This is a genomic window from Runella salmonicolor (assembly GCF_024158025.1).
Classification (GTDB): Bacteria; Bacteroidota; Bacteroidia; order Cytophagales; family Spirosomataceae; genus Runella; species Runella salmonicolor.
Genome location: NZ_JAMZEL010000017.1, coordinates 41,112 through 63,133 on the forward strand (window position 1 = coordinate 41,112; position 22,022 = coordinate 63,133).

Here is a 22,022-nt window from a genome sequence, read left to right on the forward strand (position 1 = left end):
AATTGTGGCTTCGCAATTCGAATGGCGATTTGGTATATATGCACCTATTGTGCTGTATATAATTGTGCATTTGCACAATCCAACGCTATTACGGTCAAAACCATTGTTTGCCCCAACCCGTGCAAAGGTGAATCAACCTATCTGCTTGTATTTGAAGCTACTTCGGGTAAGGTTTCAACCAATCGTGGGACGATTCGGAACGATACGATTGCGGGGATTTTGCCCGAAAATGACTTTAAAGTGACCCTTACTTTTACTTCCGTTGATTCATTGGTTTCTACCCAAATCGTTCCCTTACCTATTTGTGACCCTATTCTTCCCCTTCCTCCGCTTGTAAACAGCCAAAGTCTGTGCGCTGGCACTTCCATTACCCCATTCAAGGCTTTTACCGTGGATGGCGCTACGGTTGATTGGTACGATACCCCCCATAGCAGCATTCCGTTGAAGTCAGAAACATTGCAATTTATCCCTCCCCGGGCAGGCACTTACTACGCCCGTTCGCGATTTACCGCCACGGGTTGTACCAGTATAGCGTTTACGCCAGTGGTTGTGGAAATAAAAAGGGCGGTATGCCCCGTCATGAGCATTAGAAAAGTAAGCAAGTAAGGCTTTAGTTGACATCCAACAACTAAAGCCAAATGAAAGCCCTCCTTTGCAAACAGTACGGCCCGCCCGAAACGCTCGTCGTAGAAGAATTGCCTGCGCTCCACCCTCAAAAAAATCAAGTCGTAATCGCCGTCAAAGCCTGCGGGGTTAATTTCCCCGATACGCTTATTATTCAGGGAAAGTATCAGTTCAAGCCTCCTTTTCCTTTTTCGCCAGGTGGAGAGGCCGCGGGCGTTGTAAAAGAACTCGGAGAAGAAGTAAAACACCTAAAAGTAGGAGATAATGTGTTTGCCATGCCAGGATGGGGCGGTTTCGCCGAAGAACTGGTCGTAGATGCCAACCGTGCTTTTAGGATGCCGCCCTCAATGGATTACAACGTTGCCGCCTCACTCATGTATACTTACGGCACCTCCTACCACGCCCTCAAAGACCGCGCACAGTTGAAGGCTGGAGAAACCCTGCTGGTACTCGGAGCGGCAGGTGGAGTAGGTTTAGCCGCGGTCAATTTAGGAAAGATAATGGGTGCAAAAGTCATTGCAGCCGCTTCGAGCGACGAAAAACTGGCATTGTGTAAAGAATATGGCGCCGATGGACTCATTAATTATTCAAAAGAAGACCTGCGCGAAAGTCTAAAAACACTTACGGGCGGCGGAGTCGATGTGGTGTATGATCCCGTAGGGGGCTCCTATGCCGAGCCCGCTTTGCGCGCCCTAAACTGGAAAGGCCGCTATCTGGTGGTGGGTTTTGCGGCAGGACAAATCCCTGCTCTGCCCTTCAATTTAGCCTTATTAAAAGGTAGCTCTATCGTGGGCGTATTTTGGGGGGCGTTTGCCGAGAAAGAACCCAAAGCCAACTTTCAAAACATCACAGAGTTGTTTGAATTTTATCAAAAAGGAACACTAAAACCTTATATTCAAAAAACGTATTCATTGGCTGAAGCGCCGCAAGCCCTCAACGACATGCTTGAACGGCGCGTAATGGGGAAGTTGGTAGTGACACCCTGACAAAACAAAAATGGGGCGTGAGCCCCATTTTTGTTACTGTTTATTCATTTGATTATTTTTTATCCCACCATACACGAGTGTATTGATTATCAGCCCCTTGGCTAGTAACAATGGCATCATAGTTGGTTTTATTCAACGTAGGTGCCGTAGTCGGATAAGCCATACGACGTGGAATTTCGGTACCCCCGTTCAATGGTTTCTCCGCAGGTTTCAACACTGGGAACCCTGTTCTACGCCATTCTGCCCATGCTTCACTATTCTGGTAAAACAAAGCAATCCAACGTTGGGTTGCAATTTGCTCAATAGCTTTAGCACTTGTAAATGCCACCTCGGGTTGTGCGATGTACTTTTCAAAACCATCGGCCGTATACACGCCCCACTGCTCCATAGAAGCTTTGATGGCCGCTTCATACAACGTCTTGGCATTGCCAGAAATCCAACCCAACTGGGCAGCTTCAGCCTGCGCAAAAAGCACTTGGGCATAGGTCAACACGTTGACCGATGAGTTTTGCTGACGCATGGTCGCTGCGGCCAGAGATACATCCTGCGCTTTCCAAGTAGGAGGAAAAACACCGTAAGGCACGCCACGGTATGCTCCGTTGATATTTTTATCGGCAATCGCTGGCAAACGCGGATCGTTCACTTTGTTTAAATAATCAACAAACGTACTCGCCACTGCAAAATCTTTGCGGTTGGTCGTAATGTAATTGTTGTACAACGGATGCTCATTGTTGGCTTCTGGTAAATACCCGTACTTTACGTTATCGGCATTGGAAGCAAGCAGTCCATCAGCTACCGCCGCTGCAAACTCCGCTTTACCTTTGGCAGGGTCTACTTTAGACAAACGTAGGGCTGCAATGGCGCGAAGCGAGTTGGCGAACTTTTTCCAACGTGCAATATTTCCACCCAACAAAATATCCCCTTGTACGGTTTTTCCACCGTCAAATTGTGCGGCAGCTTCCTTCCATTCTTTAAACAAATCAGTATAAATATCCTGCTGCTTATCAAATTTGGGGTTAAAATCTCCCGCCGCCTTTAAAGCTTCAGAATAAGCAATATCTCCCCAACGGTCAGTCAGAAATTGGAAAAAATACGCTTTCAGAATACGGGCTGTCGCAATTTGGTTGGCATTTGAGCCAGTAGCGGCCGCATTACTTTTGGTAGCTGCATCGGTATTCTGCTGAATAATAAACTGTAGGTTCATCAAAGGTCCAGCATAGAATCCGTTATAATCGAAGTTAACCGTTTTGTAGCGCGATTCCTCAATGTAGGTTACATCACCGAAATGCTGTACGTAGAGGCCAGGCTGAATTCCAGTCACGGCGGCACCTACGTTACGCAGTGCGCCCGTCAGAATACTCGCCGTATTGGGGTTTGATGGGCTGTTTGGGCTGATGTTCATCGTCCCAAAATTATCGCCGCATGAGGTAGCTACCGACAATAAGGCCGCTACGATGAAGGTATTTAAAATATATTTTTTCATGATTCAAATGCGTTTAATGCTTACAAACTCAATCTCAGGTTTAAACCAAACGAACGTACTGGAGGCAACTGACCACCTTCTGTCCAAAAAGTTTCAGATTCTGAAATATCCAGACCACCACCTACTGCGCTGTAAATCAACAACGGGTTACGAACGATGAATGAAATATTGGCAGATTTTACTTTTACCCGCGACAACAGCGACTTTGGTAAGTTATACCCTAAAGCCACCTCACGGAGTTTGACGTAAGTTTGGTCGTAAGTCCACTGGTCATTGAGCGCAAAGAATTTATCTTCGTACAATTCTTGGGTTTCTACGCGGGTGGTGTTTGGCTTGCCATCTTCGGTTACGGCATCCAACAATACGCCACCTCCAGCAGAAACTGGGTCACGCTTTGGATTACCTAATTCGTTCAAACCAGCAGTTTCAGCGGCCAAACCTGCGTACGCATTAAACATACGGGTAGTAGAGAAAAATCTTCCGCCGACGATAAAGTCAGTATTGACGCGCAACGACAAATTACGGTACGTAAAGCTGTTCAAGAAACCACCTTTAAAGGTTGGTAACACCGAACCAAGTGATTTTTGGTCATCTACAATGTAGAAACCATTTGCATCTACCACTCTTTTACCATCTAATGTGCGGATTTTTTTACCAACCAACAGTCCCCAATCTTCACCTTCACGGGCGTTGACGGTCAGGGTACGCCAAGTTGGTCCACCCAATTGATAGTTGGTTAGGCCGTCTGCCAATTTGATTACTTTCGAACGGTTGCGGTCTAAGTTAATATCAAAATCCCAGTTGAAACCACGTTCTGACTTAACAGGGTTGGCAAAAATGTGTAATTCTAATCCTTTGGTTTGAATCAAGCCAGCGTTAATAATGGCGTTGCGATAACCACTCGTAGGATCTACAGGAAGCGGAATAATCTGGTTCTTGTTGTCGTTTTGGTACCACGTAAACTCTACTCCGAAGCGGTTGTTCATGAATTTCATGTCAAGGCCCGCTTCATATGAAGAAGACAAGCCGGGCTTCAAATCAGCATTGGGTAACAATGTTGGCAAATACTGAGTGGCATTTGAACCGAAGGCATTGCCAGTAGTGTACGTTTGGAAAATCTGGTACGGGCCTACATCGGTACCTACCTGTGCGTATCCTGCGCGCACTTTCGCATAAGACAATATCGAATTTCTTGGCAACAACTCCGTCAAAATCACCCCACCCGAAAGGGAAGGATACAAGTAAGAATTGTTGGCAACTGGTAACGTAGAAGACCAGTCGTTGCGGAGAGATGCCTCCAGAAAAACGATGTCTTTGTAGCCCAAGCTCACGTTTCCATAGAGACTGTTTACCCGGCGCTCAAAACGGTTGTTGCTGATTGCAGGGCGGTCTTTGGAAGCCGCAATATTGTAAAAACCTGGGCTAGTCAATCCACCTGAAGTAGCCTGTCCAAATGTTTCGACTAAATTATAACGAATGTTTCCCCCCGCATTGGCAACTACCGAAAGTTCACCAAATGTTTTATCGAAGCTCAACAATCCTTCGTAGTTATTTTCACGTTGGTTTTGCAGGTAGTTAGAATATGCACCCAAACCACCAGCGTTCAGTGTTCCGTAGGCAATAATCGCATCTGATTTATACTGCTGTTGGTCACGACGCGCCACTACCATTCCTTTTAGATACTTGGTAAATTGGTAAGTTAGACCAAAATCACCGAACAAACGGGTGTCTGAACGGCTATTGGTGTTTTCGTACATTTGCGTGTACGGGCTATCCCAATATTTAGGGCGAGAGTCAAGCGGCCCGCCGATATTCCAGCTACGGAAAGTTCCGTCGGGATTTTTGTAGTTTTTCAGGTCTTCGATTTTAAGCTGACGTTGAAACCATTGGTTGAAAGAACCGATGGTCTGATTGCCATAGCCATCTGCTGGTACGTTGGTACCTTTGGTAGACGTATAGTTAATGTTAAGATTTGCCGTCAGGTTTTTCAACAGTGTGATGCTGTTTTTAGCACTGATAAAATCTTTGGCTTGCTTTGAATTAGGAATAATTCCGTTGGTGATAATGTGCGTATAAGACACCCGCGACTGGAAGTTTTCTCCTCCTTTTGAAAAGGCAATGTTGGTGTTGTTGCTGATTGGCTTATTAAAAAAGTCACGCACGTTATTGGGTTGAGCTGAATAAGGCGTTAGTTGTCCAAACTCAGGCCCTTGCTGCCACGAGAAAGCCGAACGGTGGGGCGAACCGTCAATTTTTGGCCCCCAGCTTTCATCAGCTGAATAATCTAGGAGTTTTTGGCCTTCAAATGCCTTCCAATCAGCGGGGTGAATGGCAGGATTGAATGAGAATGTCTCCCAGTCTTGTGAATACCCACCACCATATTCATTCTGGAACTTAGGCAATAGGCCAATCATGTCCAAAGTGGTACTATGATTGATGTCAAGCTTTGCCTCGCCTGATTTTGCTTTTTTGGTAGTAATAACCACCACACCGCCCGAAGCACGGTTTCCGTAAAGCGCAGTAGCAGAGGGTCCTTTCAATACCGACAATGATTCTACATCATCCATGTTTACCTGACTGATGTCAGTGGGAGTACCGTCTACTACGTAAAGTGGATCTCCACCCGTCAGTGAGTTTACGCCACGAATACGAATATTGGGTGTACCAAATTTGGCGGCCGATTGCCCTAATACCTGTACCCCAGCGATTTTACCCGCCAAAGCATTGGCAACGTTGGGGTCGCGGGCGGCGGTGATTTTGTCACCTTTTATTTCCTGCACAGAGTAGTTCAACGCTTTCTTGTCGCGGGAGATACCGAGAGCCGTTACGACCACTTCCTGAAGCTGCGTAGCATCTGGCATTAATCGAACGTCAATCACATTTTGTGTACCTACTGTTACTTCTTGATTGGTAAAACCAATGAAGCTAAATACGAGCTGTGAGCCTGTGGGAACGGCAATTTTGTAGCTTCCCTCTGAATCTGTGGTGGCGCCGCGTGTAGTTCCGCGAACTGTGATACTTACTCCTGGGAGGATGGAGCCATCGTCGGCAATTACTTTGCCCGTAATAGTGCGGTCTTGAGCAAACAGTGATATACTGCAAAGCAGCATTATCACCGCCGCTGGCAGTGTAAACCTTCTTTTCATACTTGTGATTTTTAGTTTAGATTAAGAATATCTATCTCAAAGATATGCCAATAACCACAATTTTTATGTAACGCGGAAAAATAAAACAAAAAAATTGCGACAAAGTATAGCTTTCTGAATACAAAAGGCCACTCCAAAGAGCGGCCTTTTGTTAAAAATACACGTCAAGCTGAACCCCTATGGATTTGCATTATCCCAGTTAACTTCTGCCACTGGACGTTCGAGTCTTTCGAGCACTTTCATGCCTGCTACGGGCAAATATATCTCGCCCAACTTCTCATAACGACGCATATCTATCCAACGATGACCTTCGTAAAACAGCGAATAAAGACGCTCTTTCAGAATGCTGTTGATAAGCGCATCTTTAGTGGTAAGTCCTTTATAATCGCTTAAACCAGCCGCTTTTCTAACAATATTGATTAACCGTGTTGCTTCGGCGGCATTTCCCTGCTGCGCTGCAATCTCAGCCGCAATGAGTACCAATTCTTCATTGCGAATAATCGACACGGGGTCGTTGGCACCAGTGTATACGCTCGTCAGATACTTTGAACTGTAGGTTACACCTGACGTATACGACAGCGGAGCCGCTTGTTCTTTGACCTTGGCCGCAACCCGCAAATCCCCAGTTTCGGCATCTTCAATCAGTTTTTGAACCGCTACAATCCGCACCGTTGAGGTGTTCAACAACGGATTCTGCACATCCGGGGGAGTGGCATTGAAATTGTGTTTGGGGCCCGCATTCAAGTCGCCTGTGGCATTATAAAAAGTTTGCGGCAACAGCGCGGCGGCTTTGGTAAAGTCTTTTTGATACAGCGCCACCCGCAAGGCTATGGCGCGGTTAAACCTCTTGAAAGTGGCCGGCGTTGTAAAACCCGCGTATCCCGAAGGTAAAGCAAATGGAAAAGCCACCCCTGCGCCGTCCAGCTGAGTTGCGCCTTCATCGAGCACTTTGGCGATGCCCGCCAATGACTCGGTATAGCTCACCGCTTTACTGGGCTTGAAAGGGTCTTCAATGTTTAAACGAATACCATTGGTATACTGCACATTAAGTTGATACAACATCGCCAATCCTTTAAACGTGTTTGCCAATCCGCGGTAGCCATTTTTTTGCTGGTCAGACACCGACGTAGTGATGTTGAGAGAAGCAAGCGTAATGTTGGCATGACGTATCGGCAATCCGAACGCAGTAGTGGCTCCATTGTAAAAAGCCGAGTTGTCAATCGGCCGCAGGCCATTCAGCTCGGTCATCCACCGCGACTCGGTCGAGTTAAAGTTAAATATCTCTTTGCCGAGCGTACCCACTACCTGAAGGTACGTAGCCAATCCATCGCGTGCCGTGGCTATTTGGCCAATGGCCAAAGCGTCCAATTGCGCTTTGGTGGCGTTATTTTGTACTGAACCTACGCTGGGGAAGTTAGGGTCATCGACAATATCCGTCTTGAGAACATTGCAGGAGTTGAGGCTCATGGCCGTCAATCCAGCGATTATAAAGGAATATCTTAAATTTTTCATTTTCATTTTGAGGTTATTTGTTAAGAACAAAAAACATACGGCGCTCATGAGTTGACTCGCCCGTGCTACTGCCCATTAACTGGTTGCTAAAAATCAACCGACAAATGGAACATCATACGACGAACGAGCGGCGAACTTCCAATATCTACCCCGCTGCCCAGCGCTGCCGAACCAAAGTTGGAGTTTTCAGGGTCATAACCTGCTTTGTAATCCGTCCAACGCAGCACATTATTGCCAGACACTCCTACGCGAACCCCTTCAACAACATTACCAAAGGCACTTTTCAAAACCGATTTCGGCACGCGATAATAGAGCGCCACCTCACGCAGTTTCAGAAAACTTACTACACTTGGGTTGTACCCGGGCTTAGGAACCCCATTTTCATCAACGCCATTTACGTTTTGGCGGTAAATCCCGTTGGGTGTTTTGCCATCGCTACCCACTTCATCGGTTCCGTTCCAATCAGAGGTGTTACCGCCTTCATCCCACAATACGCGGGCAAGCGAGACCACCGTGAATTTGTGACGATAATTGAGCAATGCCGAAAACTCAAAATTTTTCAGGAATGAAATACGCTGATTGAGCGAGAATTCAAATTTAGGCTGCTGATCTCCGTACACTGTCCACGAGGTCGCATAGTTGGGGTCGGTTACGGGAAGCGTCCGAGGCTGGCCTACAATTTGCGTAGGTGAGAATCCCTGCTTGATACGCCACTGACCGAAGGTAGCTCCAAATCCGCCCGTCAAACGCTCAGGTATATCCAAACGAGTGATTTCAGAACGGTTAAACCAAAAAATAGGCTGCACAAACCACGTGATGCTTTTATTTTTTACAACGTCGGTTCCGAGCGTGATTTCCACTCCACGGTTGGTCATGTCAGCGGCATTTACTACCGTTGAGCTTACCCCCGTAGTAGGTGCCGTTACCAATGGCTGAATCAGGTCAAATACTTTTTTATTATAAAGCGTAATTTCTCCCGTCACGCGGTTGCTGAATAAACCAAAGTCTACGCCATATTCCAATTCAGTAGCTCGTTCAGGTTGAATATTCACATTTCCTAAGGTAGTAGAAGGGGTCAAGCCGCCCAAACCGCCGGTTCCGACTACGTTCAACTGGGAGAACGGAACACCCCAGTTGGGCAATCCAGCCGTTTGACCGTAAGCAATACGCGGTTTCAGTTGTGAGACTGTATTGCCGCCCCACTCCCCGAATTTGGTCAAATTGATGGCCAAAGAAGCGCGCGGAAAAGCAAAGAATTTGTCAAACGAGTTTCCGTTAAGGTTTGATTTATCGAAACGTATACCTACTGATGCAATGATTTTATCGTCATAGTTGGCTTCCTGCTGGGCAAAAATACCCACGTCGGTGTTTGAACGATATTCAACATCAGAACCGATTACCTTGGCACGGCCTGGATTATAAACACCCGCTGGCAAACCACGCCCGCGTGTGTAGCTCAAACGGGTACGGTTGTTGAGCCGTACCAAACCCGCCGAAGAAGTCAGGTTCAACTTACTGTCCATCACCGTTTTGGTAAATACTCCCGAAATCTGCCAGTTGGTATTGATTACCTCTCCGCGCGTATCCTGAGAAAAACCTGGGTTGGCTTCTTTTAGCTGAGATTGTAAATCTGAAGGCAGCCAAATCAATGAGAATTGATTCTGATAATCAAGTCCCCCGTTAAGTTTCAGCGTTAGGGAAGTTTTTTCATTGTTAATCAATCGGAAGTTGGCATTGAAGCCTTGAAACACCCGGCTTACCTTTTGATTGTTCACGGCCCGGTCGCGAATAGCCAACAGGTTTTCACCTACGTTGGGGTCGTTGGGGTAATTGCCCAGTGCATCTGGCAATAAATTAATGTAAGGTCTGGTGTAGGGCAACGCATAGCCATAATTGGTGTTTGAGTTGTCATTTCCTGTCCAACCACGGTCGTTGTCTGATTGAACAAAGTTTGAACTTACCCCAAAATCAATCCAATTATTGAGTTTATGGTCAATGTTCGCCCGTATTGAATAGCGTTTAAAATCGGTATTTTTAATAATTCCCGTTTCATCAGCAATGCTTCCGTTGACATAAAACTTGGTTTTTTCGGTTCCGCCTGTTACGCTCAGTCGTGTATTTTTTATCACACCCGTTTCTCCGAAAAGTACACGTTCCCAGTCATTATAAGTACCGTTTTGTTTGGCCGCCTTTAACAACGGAATATCATCCGCCGAAAAATAGTCAGTCAGTTTCTGCTCGGTCCAGTCGGCCCCGCCGTAGTACGCTACCGCTTTCGACATGCCTAAATCTTGCCCGAAAGACACTTTGGTTAGGCCACCTTTGCCGCGCTTTGTGGTAATAATCACGACACCTGCGTTGGCGCGCGTTCCGTAGATAGCCGCCGCCGAAGACCCTTTCAACACCTCCATACTTTCTATGTCGTCGGGATTTAAGTCAGCCAAGCGGTTGGCGTTATTATCTTGGCTAGATGCCGCACTACCACCCGTTGCCTTGTTGGCTTGTGAGCGTCCGTTAGAGTATTGGCCGTTGTCAATGTACACGCCATCTACAATAAACAGCGGCTGAGAAGCAGAGCTTCCCAAAGTAGAAACGCCCCTGAATTGAACGTTAAAACCTCCCCCAGGCATTGAACCGTTAGCCTGAATGTTGGCACCGGCAAGTTTTCCTTGCAATGCTCCGTCGGCCGTTACGGGCGACGTGGTTCCCGTTAAATCTTTGGCAGAAAGTGTGGAAACCGCATTGGCCAGATTGGAGCGCTTTACGTTGGTAGCCAAACCAGACACCACCACTTCTTCGAGTTGACGTGAATCTTCTATTAAGACAACATCCAACGTAGAACGGCTCCCAGGGGTTTCTTCTTTACTTGAAAAACCCACGTAACTAAAAATGACTTTGGCATTGGCCGGAACATCAATTTTGTAAGTCCCATCAGCGGCACTTGTGGCTCCCCTATTGGTCCCCTTTACCAATACCGATACCCCAGGCAGTGGATTGCCCGCCCCGTCGGTTACTTTACCCGTCAGGGATTGTCCCTGCGCCCACACCGAAATGCACGACATCAGCATTGCCAACGCCAGTGCAAGCGTAAATTGTTTTCTCATACGATTTAGTTGAAATTAAGGTAAATTAGTTGTCTTTTATGAAGGCAATTGTAAAAAATAATAATCTAAATAGGCCGTTTTTTGTCCATACAAAATTTGGGTTTTAGTTTAAAATGAAAAATAAATATAACGTTTTGCAAAAAGAATAACTGCAACAATAAAACATTTATTTATGCTAAACAAGACCCGACAAAGTTTAAAAATCAAAATCTTATTTTTCTATTTGTCTTGTGTATTTGTTTTTTTATTTACTTTGCAAAACAAAGTTCTTTTTATGATGAAAAACAAAATACTCCTCTTAGTACTTCTATCTGGTATCGGTATTGTGATGCTGGCGGGGCGGATTGCCCTTACGGGCACTCTTGCGCATTGGGGATTATTCTGGAATTTATTTTTGGCGTGGCTGCCATTGGTTTGTGCTTATGTGACTCGTCAATTTTGGCAACGCGGACTACTAAATCATTATGGATTGTTGGCAGGAATGATGTTATGGCTGCTGCTCTTTCCCAACGCGCCTTATTTAATTACGGACTTAATCCATTTGAAGGAAGTACCCGATTATCTGCTTTGGTATGACTCCCTCATGACCTTCTCTTTTGCACTGGCGGGTTTGCTCACGGGGTTTTATTCCGTTTTAATGATTCATCGGCTAATCGAACAAATTACCCATCGGATTACGGCTTGGGTAATTATGGCGGGATGTTTGATTTTATCGAGTTATGGCGTTTATTTGGGTCGTTTTGGCCGTTGGAACAGCTGGGATGTACTTACCAACCCTTTTTCTCTTGTTAAATATAGCGTTTCTAATTTGCATAATCCAATGGCCATGAAGCTAACCATTACCTTTTCTCTGGCCATGCTTATCATGTATATTACTTTTTGGATATATACCTTAAAGGCCAAGGTGGAAGAAAATGTTTAAAATGAAAAGCAACTTTCCAACCAAACCCAGGATTTAACTAACGAAACCGACCACAATAACCGCTTGAATCTAATACACAATTATGATTAACGTACGAAAAATGCTCCGTAGCTTTGGTTACGCCGTAGAAGGAGTGGTCGCTTTGTTTCGATACGAAAACAACGCCCGTTTCCATCTATTGGCCGCGTTGGTCGTTGTCATTGCGGGGATAATTATTGGACTTACCTACTTGGATTGGGTGATAATCGTCATCGTGATTGGTGGCGTTTGGGCCGCCGAGGCCTTCAACACCGCCATCGAAAAATTGTGTGATGTGGTATCTCCTGGTATCCATCCCCAGATCAAGGCCATTAAAGATTTAGCGGCGGCTGGGGTGCTGATTATGGCTGGTACAGCGGCCCTGACAGGAGTCATTATTTTTGGTAAAGCTATTATAACGTCATTCTCTTTTACCTTTTAACTATCATGAATTCTCAACAAGATTCGATTCAGGCTCTTTCAGAAATCCGAGACTTAATGCATCGGTCGTCTAAATTCCTTTCTCTCAGTGGGTTGTCAGGGATTTTTGCAGGCATTACGGCACTTATCGGAGCTTCGGTTGCTTATTTGAGGCTAAAAACAGACGCCTTCAATTACGAAAGCAGCGAGCAAATGACCGTGCTCACCCGACGAGACATGATTGAATTTATCTTGATAGATGGCTCCATCGTCCTGGTCGTGGCCATTCTGCTGGGTTGTTTTTTTACGATTCGTAAAGCTAAAAAATCAGGTCAGAGTGTTTGGAATCCTGTTTCTAAACGCATGTTGGTCAGCTTATTAATTCCGTTGGTGACGGGTGGAATTTTTTGTTTGGCTATGTTTTACCGAAATATGCTGTGGGTAAGCTTTCCAGCCACGCTTATTTTTTATGGCTTGGCCCTACTCAACGCCAGCAAATACACCGTTCGCGACCTCGAATATTTAGGTATCTTGGAAGTAATCTTAGGCTTGATTTCTTTATTTTTGACCGGGTATAATCTTTTGGTCTGGGCTTTTGGATTCGGGGTATTACACATTGTTTACGGCACATTGATGTATTTTAAGTACGAAAGAGGAACTTCTCATTCATAAGTCACTCTTTTACAAACAATTATTAACTAATCACGAATGCTCGAACATTTCAATAAAGCCTTTGAGAGTAAAGCGCGGCTGGGAATTATGTCGGTATTAATGGTCAATGAATCGTTGAGTTTTAATGCACTCAAAGAGTTGCTCAACCTCACCGACGGCAACCTTGCCACTCATCTGCGCGCGCTTGAAGAGCAGGGGTACTTGCTTGTTCGGAAACAATTTGTGGGCAGAAAGCCCAATACTACTTACGGTGCCACATCTGAAGGCCGTCTGGCGTTTACCAATCACCTCAATGCGCTGGAGGCGTTTATCCGAACGGGGCAATATTAGAAACAAAAAAATGCCTGATACCGAAGCATCAGGCACTTAACAACCCTCTCAGGAAGGCTTTATTTTCCTCCAATCGGAATCAAAATCCCGATAGAGCCTTGAATGTTACGCACAAAGCTTTTTTCATTGGCATCTAAATCGCCATCATCATTTCCTAATCCGTAGTAATAACGGCCTTCGATTAACAGTTGAGCTTTACCTAAACCAAGCGATATTCCAGCACCTCCTACCGCTCCGTACTCAATCCGGGGGTCACCTTTCTCAAATTTAATGTCTGTTGTGGTCGTTTGTTGGTTGAGCATGATTTTTGCCTTTCCGTTTAACGAGTAGCTTCCATAACCTCCACCGTTGATAAAAAACTTAAATGATTCACCTCCCAACGCAAACTTGAGCAATACAGGCACGGTCACGGTATTGATTTTATTCTCTCCCGACAAAGTAACTCCGCCTTGTCTAGTGGTCGATTTTACCCCCACCTGCGAGTATAAAATTTCGGGCTGTACCGAAAACACTTTTCCGCCAAAGCTCAAAATAAGGCCTCCGTGGTAGCCGATGATTGGGTCAAGGGTTACGCCAGAACTTGTTTGTGACGAAGGCACCGAATAATTACAATAATTCGCACCACCCCGTAGACCCACTTTAAACTTAAATCCGCCTTCTTCGGCCGGAGCAGCGGCTTTGGGGGCTGGTGCGGGGGCTGATTTTTGGGCAGTTTGAGGTTTAGTCGTCGATTTAGGAGGCGTAGTTGTTTTTGACTTAGTAGGCTGAGTGGCGGGTTTCTTGTTTGTATTTCCGTGTAGCTTATCATACATTTCCTGCATACTCTGAGTTGGCTGAGGTTCAGCGGGTTTGGTCGGAGTAGTCGTTTGCGCATACATGCTGCCCGAAGTAGTGGCTACCGTCAGGGTCGCCCCGAAAATCAACGTAAGGAGTCTGTTCATACTAGAGTAGATAAAATAGATATGGGTTTGCGGTACTTTTTGTAAAGTAACGGTTTTTGAAACACAAAATTCGATACTTATTTCCTTTTTTTTTAGGGTGTTTGTACTATCTTTTGGTAGGTGTTTCTACTTGTTTTTACTTAAAATCAACCGATACCAATACTTTATCGGCCACCACTTGCCCGTTTCGCAAACCAGGCTCCCAATAATCACCGCTTTTGATGATGCGTACTGCTTCTTCAAAAAGCAGTGATTCTGCCTTGTTAATGGCCTTAAAATCAACTAACTCTCCCGAAGCGGTTACCACAAAAGAAAGCCTAACCTGCCCTCTTAGTGCCTGAGGATTTTGGGCGATATAGGCTTTAGCTGAATTCTCAAGGTAGTCTTTGTACTTTTCCCAACCGTTTTTGGGACCAACTTCTCGTTTCATTATTTTCGCATTTCTTGACGGAGCGGTTACCACCACTTCACTCAAAGGCTGCTCATCTTCTTTCAGCACAATGGGAGCAATGATGGAATCACTGACGGTAAGCTGTATTTTCTCAAATCCTACCGATAAGACCGTGATTTCGTCGCCTCGGCGTACATTTGGCAACGTAAAATTGCCTCCCGCATCAGTACTCACGCCCCTCAACTGGTTTTTAAGCTGTAGCGCCACCCCCGGTAACGCTTGCAGGTTAGCGGTCAGCACCTTACCACGAACGTTAAAAACCTCCTCATTTTTGACCGCACTAAATGCACTTCTTTTGGCTAATGCCGACGTAGGAGCCAAGGGTGTTTTTGTACTTACGGCCACATTTTGCCCCGAATCCAACATTTGTATGGCCGCAGGGGCTGCCTCCAGCGCAGGCACATCATTTGCCTTTTCTTCCGAAGTTGGCGTTGGTTTGAGTACCGTTGCAACTTCGGTCATAGCCTCCTTTTTAGATGTGGACGCAGGTTTGCGGTCAAAACGCTCCGCTTTGGCCGAAGAAGTAATCGAAGACGGCGTGTTTCCTACCACCGCAGGCGCTGATTCAGGTTTGAGTACGGGTGGGGGTTGTGGTAGCGCAATGGCCGTCGAAGCCTTCTCAGGCATCTCTGCCTTCTGGGCCATCCACCAACCCAACCCAACCACTAAAACCACCGCCGCCGCTGAAGCATAATAGTACGGTAGCCACGACCGTTGCCGTTTTTGTACGCGTTGGTGAAGTCTCGCGCGTAGCTTCTCTAAGGCTTTTTTATCCTCAACATTGGCTTTTTTTATCGCCCGTAATCCTTCAATTGTATCATCTATCCGCTCGTTTTCCAACGCTGCTTTTTCAATTTGATGTTGCTCAGCAGGCGACAACTCCCCCGCCACATAACGGCGCAGTTGCTCAATTGATGGTTCGATGTATTTTTTAGGTTTAGTCATGCTGTTTGCCCTCCATGCACAGTTTCAAATTTCGCTTGCCATTTTGGAGATAACTTTTGACTTTGGTGATTGCAAAACCCGTTTGCTCGGCAATCTGTTGATAACATAACTGTTGGAAATAAAACAATTCTACACTGCGGCGCTGCTCTTGCGCGAGGGTTTGCAGGCAATCGCCCAAATCAGACAATTGAGCCTCTATTCGCCAATCCTCTTTTTCGGGCGGTTCGCTTACGAAATTTTCGTACGCTTCCTGCTCAAAAATCCCCTCATCTCCCACCGCTACCCGTTTTTGGCGGAGCTGCATCAAGCAATAATTGCGCGCCACACTGTGCAACCAGCTTTTGAAGTTTTGAACTTCGTGGGTTTTCAGATCCATCATCAATTGTTCAAACACCTGCATTACAGCGTCTTTGGCTTCGTCTTCATCCCGCAAATACCGAAAACACACCGCAAAAACCATGTCCATGTGCCGCTCATACAGCTCTCCTAGCCCCGTCAAATCGCCCGTACGACGGTAGTCCGACAGATATTCTACATCGGTGAGTGCGGTTTTGCGACGAAATATTTTTAGAAACAAGAGATAAGAGGTGTTTTGAACCGAAAAATGATAAACTGAAAAATAATAAACTGAAAAAGAGTAACCAGAAAAATGATAAACTGAAAAAGGGTAATCAGAAAAATAATAAACCGTATGGACGGCGCCGAGAAAAATGTAAAAGTCAGGAGTGAAAAAATGGAGCCTGCCTTCCACTGAAACATGATTTTGCTTTTTGATGCAGGACTTACGTTTTTTCCATAAAAAAATTTTAAAAACTTTTATGGAATCTTTAATATCCCTGCATCTAATGGTTGAAACTAAAAATTACAACCATGAAAACAAAATTCTTTTGCCTGATTTTTAGCGTATTGGCGCTTTACGCCTGCGCCCAGTCTACACCTGTCACGGTGACGGGAATCGTTTCGGAAGCGGGCACCAAAGTACCACTTGCGGGAGTGACTGTTTTTATCAAAAACACCAAAACGGGCACCATCACCGACACCCAAGGCAGGTATGCTATCCGTGCCAAAACGGGGGATAAACTCCTATTCTTATTCATTGGCTACCAAGGTGTCGAACGAAAAATCGGGGCCGATTTGGTGATAAATGTGGCTTTGAAAATAGATAATCAACCACTACAGGAAGTAGCAGTCGTGACTGGAAGAGCCGCACCTAATGCTAAAATGCAAACATTTGCGGTACAGCCCGCGGCAATGCCCAGCCTGATGCACGACGGCCAATTCAACACGGAGGAATACAAGACATTGAACGAGAACGTTTTTCACGATGCCAAGAAAAACCCCTTGACTACTTTTTCTATTGATGTAGACCGGGCGGCTTACAGCAATGTGCGCCGAATGCTCAATTTTGGGCAATTTCCCCAACGGGACGTTGTCCGTATCGAAGAACTGATTAACTATTTTGACTACGATTATCCCCAGCCCAAAGGCGAACATCCCGTAGCCATTCACACCGAGATTTCGGACTCTCCCTGGAACAAAGGATTGAAATTGGTACACATTGGATTACAAGCCAAAACCATTCCGACCGACCATCTGCCCGCATCCAATTTGGTGTTTTTAGTAGACGTGTCGGGGTCTATGAACTGGGTCAACAAATTGCCATTGGTCAAAGAAGCCTTCAAACTACTCGTTGACCAGCTTCGCCCCAACGACCGCGTGGCCATCGTGGTATATGCGGGTGCGGCAGGAGTAGTCTTACCCTCCACGGCAGGCAATCAAACGGCCACCATCAAAGATGCCCTCGACAAACTCAGCGCAGGTGGCTCCACGGCAGGCGGCGAAGGCATCAAACTGGCCTACAAAATTGCGCAAGATAATTTTATCAAAGGTGGCAACAACCGCGTGATTTTGGCGAGCGACGGTGATTTTAACGTGGGTGTTTCGAGCGAAGGAGAATTGCAGCAAATGGTGGAAGAAAAGCGCAAAAGTGGCGTATATTTGAGTGTTTTGGGCTTTGGAATGGGAAATTACAAAGACAATAAAATGGAAACACTGGCCGACAAAGGCAACGGCAACTACGCCTACATCGACAACTTGCAGGAAGCCCAAAAAGTGTTTGTGCACGAATTTGGCGGAACACTTTTTACCGTCGCTAAAGATGTAAAACTACAGTTGGAGTTTAACCCCAAATTTGTCAAAGGCTACCGACTGATTGGTTACGAAAACCGAATGCTCAAAAACGAGGAATTTCACGATGACAAAAAAGATGCGGGTGAAATGGGCAGCGGGCATACCGTAACGGCCCTTTACGAAATCATCCCTGCGGGCGTAGAAAGCGCCTATTTGGCCAAAGTCGATGACTTAAAATACCAAAAACCAATCGAGACTACCTCTGCTTCGGATGAAATTTTGACGATAAAACTACGCTACAAACAACCCGACAGCGAAACCAGCCGTTTGTTTGAAGTTCCAGTACGTGATACACACACGCCTTTTATGCGTACTTCTGACAATTTCCGTTTTGCAGCGGCCGTGGCCGAATGGGGACTGTTGCTGCGAAAATCTGAATTTAAGGGTAGCGCTACCTACGAGCAGGTGATTCAAACCGCACAAAATGCGTTAGCCAAAGACCCAGAAGGGTATCGCGCAGAGTTTGTGCGTTTGGTTAAGTTGACCCAATCGTTGGACAAAAAGGACATTGTAGCCAAAAAAGAAGATTAAAGCCAAAAAATCCACAAATGGGTTAGTTTTCCACATAGATTGTGGAAAACTAACCCATTTGTGGATGGACCATTCAATTCAGTTGTATCTCTAACGCAGGGTTCCTGTGCTTGGGCTATATTCGCCCAAAGGAAAACTTAAACCCACGTTGATACCCCACGACCGATTATGAACATCACTGACGGTGTTCATCACTTGCGTCAGGCCGAGGTTATATCTTACATCAGCATTGAGCCACACCATGCGGCCAATCGCGTAGTTAAATCCTGCACCCATGGCAGCGCCCCCATCTACCCCTTTGAAGGGGCGAGTTGCGCCTTCAGGATTAATAGACACGTCATTTTCATTGACGGCTTTCAACAGAAAACCGATGTAGGGCCCCAACATTACTTTAGGACGAAATTTATTCCCCCGACCATTGAGATAATAGGTTCCCATGATAGGAATTTGGAGATAATCTAAGTGGCCTTTAGAAGCGCCGTTGGGAGACTCGCCTCCCATTCTTGAGTACAGCACTTGTCCATTAACACCAAATCTGCTTTCGCCGCTGTAATTGATAAAAATACCAGCCGTAGAGCCTGTTTTCCAATCAGAATATGGTTGGTTGCCCGTTAACTTCGAAAAATTAACGCCGACCAGCGGACCGAAAGAAACATTTTTTTGCGCAATAACTTCGCTACTAAAGCAAGTCGCGAACATGGATAAAACAAAAATTACTTTTTTCATAGTGGTAAAATAATGATGGTGATTGATGTTTCTATCACAAAAGTCGTACTTACTCCAATAAGCGCTAAAACGCCCGTATTTGGGGAATTTTTTCCTCAAATACGGGCTTAATAAATAATCAGGCACCCAAAAACTACTTAGGCATCGTGGGCCGCACCTCAATTTTACTCGGTAACGTGCGCGGATTCATTTTTAACAAATCAACCACCATCTGACCGATGTCTTCGGGCTGGATTTTCCAGGCATCCTTTTCAGAAGGCTCATGATTATTGAAATTTGTAGCCACCGAACCCGGCATTATGGTTGTCACTTTAATGCCGTCGTTTCTTACGTCAAGCATTACAGCTTGTGTAAAACCAACCAGCCCAAATTTGCTGGCATTGTAGGCAGCGCCGTTGGCAAAGAAGTTTGTACCTGCCAGACTCGCAATGGTAATAAGGTAACCTTTAGCGTTTTTTAGGGCAGGCAAAGCGGCTTTAACGCTGTAAAATACGCCCGTAAGATTGATGTCAATGGTTTCTTGCCACTGTTCTATCGTCAAAGACTCAATGGGCGCAAAATGCCCAACGCCCGCATTGGCCACCAAAACATCCAGCGCGCCCCATTGCTCAACTACCTGCTTTACAGCACTTTGCTGCGACTCAAAATCACGTACATCGGCCACAATACCCAACGCATGGCCTTCTTTAAGCTGATTCAATTGTTGAATAGCCTCCTGTAATGTATCCTCGCTGCGCCCCGTAATGGCCACACGCATACCGTCTTTGATGAGCATTTCGGCGATTCCGTAACCGATGCCTTTGGTCCCTCCTGTAATGAGGGCAACTTTAGTTTTAGCAGACATATTCTTTCAAGAAAATAAATTTGGAGTTAAAAATTTTTTGAGGGTCACTCAATATCAATTATCATTTTTTTATTTACCTTAACCGCCGGTATAAATGCCATTATCATTAACCTAAACTTTTAAACCAAAAAACGAGTACCATGAAAAAAGTGTATTCTAACTTATCACTCGCGGCCGCCTTTTCGATTGCTTTTGTCGCATGTCAGCAAAACGACATTTTAACCGAAAGCACCACCTCTGGCAATCCGCACAGCTCTGCAAGGGAAGCCGCTGCCAATACAGTACCCAATGAACTGCTCATTAAGTTCAAAAATGGGGTTAGTTCTTCAAAAAAAGCTGAAATTTTAGAAAAACTTGGGGCAAAATTAAAAGAGAAAATCTTAACAAAAATGATGGAAAGAGCGGGCGACAACGAGGGAATTACCCTTGTTGAGCTTCCGATGGCTGCGTTTGAAGCACTTTCCAAGACCAAAGAGTTCGGTGAAATTGAATATGCCGAGCCCAATTACATTTACACCCACGACGCCACCTCAAACGACCCCTATTTCACTAATGGTTCGCTTTGGGGAATGTCAAGTGCCAACCAATACGGAAGCCAAGCCGCCACCGCATGGGCTGCAAACAAGACGGGTTCATCTGCCGTTTACATCGGCATCATTGACGAAGGTTACATGTACACCCACGAGGATTTGACCGCCAATGCGGGCGTCAATCCGTATGAAATTGCAGGAAATGGTATTGATGACGATGGCAACGGCCTAAGAGATGATGTATACGGATGGGATTTTGACGGCAACAACAGCTCCGTATTTGACGGCGCAGGCGATGACCACGGCACACACGTAGCTGGAACCATCGGCGGTGTAGGCGGCAACGGCAAAGGCGTGGCAGGGGTAGTATGGAATGTAAAACTTCTGGGTGCTAAGTTTTTAGGTAGCCGTGGAGGCACTACTGCCAACGCCATCAAAGCCGTTGATTATTTTACGGGCCTTAAAGTCAAAGGCCTAAACATCGTTGCTACCAACAACTCGTGGGGCGGAGGAGGCTTCTCTCAGGCATTGCAGGATGCCATTGAGCGCGCAAACACCGCTGGGGTGCTCTTCATCTGCGCCGCAGGTAATAGCTCCAGCAACAATGATGCCGTTGCCAACTATCCGTCAAATTACCCCAACGCTAATATCATTGCGGTAGCTTCTATTACCTCGGCGGGCGGGCTGTCAAGTTTCTCTAGCTATGGCGCCACCAAAGTAGACATCGGTGCGCCAGGCTCCGCCATTACTTCTACCGTTCCAGTGGGCTCAAAAAGAAGTGTAACATCAGGCTATGCCAGCTACAGCGGAACATCCATGGCTACCCCACACGTAGCGGGTGCGGCTGCTTTGTATGCCTCCTTGAACCCCGGAGCTACTGCGGCACAAATCAAAACTGCCATTTTGAACTCGGCAACACCTACTCCATCCCTTGCAGGAAAGTGTGTGACTGGCGGTCGTTTGAATGTCAGCACTTTCTGATTTTAGACCAACGTTTCATTTCATATAAAAAGCGGCCCCGTGTCATTCCGGGGCCGCTTTTTTATGAAAAACCTTTGGAAACAACATTGGTACTGTACGACGGTAAACCCGATACGCCTCTCCAAATTCGGCCACCAGTTTCTGCTCTTCAAAATAAATTCCAATCAGTGTATAAACCGTTACGCAGGCCGCCATCAGCAGTGTGCGCACCAAAGAATCCGACAAAAACAGTCCCCAGATAAACAGAATCGTACCTGTATAAATGGGATGCCGCACGTAGTGCAACATCCCATTGGTTTTGAGCGTCCCCGAACCTGGTTTTGAATCGCTTGGAGAAAATGTCAAACCCGAAAATTCTTTGAAATTATACCCCGAAATGGCAATCATTACAATCAGCAAACCACCGTATTTTAGAAAATTACCGAGTAAATCTATCCGCCAATCAAACGCCCATAAAGACTGAGCAGGAAGCGTAAATTGATAGAACAGAATTGCCGCCAAAAGTACAAACGCCAACCCATTGTATATCAGCCGATAGAAACGATAACCCGCCCCCATTTTTTGTTCAAAAAAACGTTTGACAACGTTATTGGCCAATACGCTGTGAAGTACACCGTAAGCAAGCCAAAAAGTAACCAAAAGTACGTACGACCCCATTTTGTTTTT

Annotated in this window: 18 protein-coding genes; 8 read left to right on the forward strand and 10 right to left on the reverse strand. The window is 45.8% G+C overall.

Going from position 1 to position 22,022, the window contains the following annotated elements; all coding sequences use genetic code 11:
• The first annotated feature begins 21 nt into the window (after positions 1-21).
• Complete coding sequence (locus NCI00_RS26370; protein ID WP_253532630.1) at positions 22-606, forward strand: Ig-like domain-containing protein; 585 nt, start codon at positions 22-24, stop codon at positions 604-606.
• 32 nt (positions 607-638) lie between these two features.
• Positions 639-1,610 (forward strand): NADPH:quinone oxidoreductase family protein, encoded by a 972-nt coding sequence (locus tag NCI00_RS26375; protein WP_253532632.1) that lies wholly within the window; start codon positions 639-641, stop codon positions 1,608-1,610.
• A gap of 52 nt (positions 1,611-1,662) precedes the next feature.
• On the opposite strand, the gene NCI00_RS26380 is transcribed toward NCI00_RS26375, so the two are convergent.
• The 4 genes from NCI00_RS26380 to NCI00_RS26395 form a co-directional block, all read right to left on the reverse strand.
• The gene (locus NCI00_RS26380) at positions 1,663-3,093 is read right to left on the reverse strand and encodes a SusD/RagB family nutrient-binding outer membrane lipoprotein (protein WP_253532635.1); all 1,431 of its coding nucleotides are present in this window, start codon (positions 3,091-3,093) and stop codon (positions 1,663-1,665) included.
• Between the two features lie 20 nt (positions 3,094-3,113).
• Positions 3,114-6,239: a SusC/RagA family TonB-linked outer membrane protein gene (locus NCI00_RS26385; protein ID WP_253532637.1), complete on the reverse strand. Its 3,126-nt coding sequence runs from the start codon at positions 6,237-6,239 to the stop codon at positions 3,114-3,116.
• A gap of 177 nt (positions 6,240-6,416) precedes the next feature.
• Entirely contained in the window at positions 6,417-7,751 is a 1,335-nt protein-coding gene (locus NCI00_RS26390) for a RagB/SusD family nutrient uptake outer membrane protein (RefSeq protein ID WP_253532638.1), read from the reverse strand.
• Positions 7,752-7,837: 86 nt separating this feature from the next.
• Entirely contained in the window at positions 7,838-10,855 is a 3,018-nt protein-coding gene (locus tag NCI00_RS26395; protein ID WP_253532639.1) for a SusC/RagA family TonB-linked outer membrane protein, read from the reverse strand.
• 274 nt (positions 10,856-11,129) lie between these two features.
• Between NCI00_RS26395 and NCI00_RS26400 the strand changes: the two genes are divergently transcribed.
• From NCI00_RS26400 to NCI00_RS26415, 4 genes are all read left to right on the forward strand, one after another.
• Positions 11,130-11,777 carry a DUF1361 domain-containing protein gene (locus NCI00_RS26400; protein WP_253532640.1) on the forward strand — a complete coding sequence of 216 codons (648 nt, stop codon included), beginning with the start codon at positions 11,130-11,132 and terminating at the stop codon, positions 11,775-11,777.
• Positions 11,778-11,859: 82 nt separating this feature from the next.
• A complete protein-coding gene (locus NCI00_RS26405; RefSeq protein ID WP_253532641.1) occupies positions 11,860-12,237 on the forward strand; it encodes a diacylglycerol kinase family protein in 378 nt (125 codons plus the stop codon).
• A gap of 5 nt (positions 12,238-12,242) precedes the next feature.
• Entirely contained in the window at positions 12,243-12,887 is a 645-nt protein-coding gene (locus NCI00_RS26410) for a hypothetical protein (RefSeq protein WP_166556749.1), read from the forward strand.
• Between the two features lie 36 nt (positions 12,888-12,923).
• On the forward strand, positions 12,924-13,217 hold the full coding sequence (locus NCI00_RS26415) for a winged helix-turn-helix domain-containing protein (RefSeq protein ID WP_114461851.1): 294 nt from the start codon (positions 12,924-12,926) through the stop codon (positions 13,215-13,217).
• Between the two features lie 59 nt (positions 13,218-13,276).
• On the opposite strand, the gene NCI00_RS26420 is transcribed toward NCI00_RS26415, so the two are convergent.
• From NCI00_RS26420 to NCI00_RS26430, 3 genes are all read right to left on the reverse strand, one after another.
• The gene (locus tag NCI00_RS26420; RefSeq protein ID WP_253532642.1) at positions 13,277-14,158 is read right to left on the reverse strand and encodes a porin family protein; all 882 of its coding nucleotides are present in this window, start codon (positions 14,156-14,158) and stop codon (positions 13,277-13,279) included.
• Between the two features lie 136 nt (positions 14,159-14,294).
• A complete protein-coding gene (locus NCI00_RS26425) occupies positions 14,295-15,554 on the reverse strand; it encodes a carboxypeptidase-like regulatory domain-containing protein (protein WP_253532644.1) in 1,260 nt (419 codons plus the stop codon).
• Complete coding sequence (locus tag NCI00_RS26430; protein ID WP_253532646.1) at positions 15,547-16,131, reverse strand: RNA polymerase sigma factor; 585 nt, start codon at positions 16,129-16,131, stop codon at positions 15,547-15,549. The genes NCI00_RS26425 and NCI00_RS26430 overlap by 8 nt, the downstream gene beginning before the upstream one ends.
• Before the next feature lie 293 nt (positions 16,132-16,424).
• On the opposite strand from NCI00_RS26430, the gene NCI00_RS26435 reads away from it, so the two are divergent.
• Positions 16,425-18,275: a vWA domain-containing protein gene (locus tag NCI00_RS26435; protein ID WP_253532648.1), complete on the forward strand. Its 1,851-nt coding sequence runs from the start codon at positions 16,425-16,427 to the stop codon at positions 18,273-18,275.
• 90 nt (positions 18,276-18,365) lie between these two features.
• Here the strand turns inward: NCI00_RS26435 and NCI00_RS26440 are convergent, their stop codons facing one another.
• Positions 18,366-19,001 (reverse strand): porin family protein, encoded by a 636-nt coding sequence (locus NCI00_RS26440; protein WP_253532651.1) that lies wholly within the window; start codon positions 18,999-19,001, stop codon positions 18,366-18,368.
• A 133-nt stretch (positions 19,002-19,134) separates the two neighbouring features.
• On the reverse strand, positions 19,135-19,845 hold the full coding sequence (locus tag NCI00_RS26445) for an SDR family oxidoreductase (RefSeq protein WP_253532653.1): 711 nt from the start codon (positions 19,843-19,845) through the stop codon (positions 19,135-19,137).
• A 140-nt stretch (positions 19,846-19,985) separates the two neighbouring features.
• On the opposite strand from NCI00_RS26445, the gene NCI00_RS26450 reads away from it, so the two are divergent.
• Positions 19,986-21,356 (forward strand): S8 family peptidase, encoded by a 1,371-nt coding sequence (locus NCI00_RS26450; RefSeq protein WP_253532654.1) that lies wholly within the window; start codon positions 19,986-19,988, stop codon positions 21,354-21,356.
• Positions 21,357-21,398: 42 nt separating this feature from the next.
• Here NCI00_RS26450 and NCI00_RS26455 read toward each other — a convergent pair whose 3' ends face one another.
• Complete coding sequence (locus tag NCI00_RS26455; RefSeq protein ID WP_253532656.1) at positions 21,399-22,013, reverse strand: methyltransferase family protein; 615 nt, start codon at positions 22,011-22,013, stop codon at positions 21,399-21,401.
• Positions 22,014-22,022: the final 9 nt, after the last annotated feature.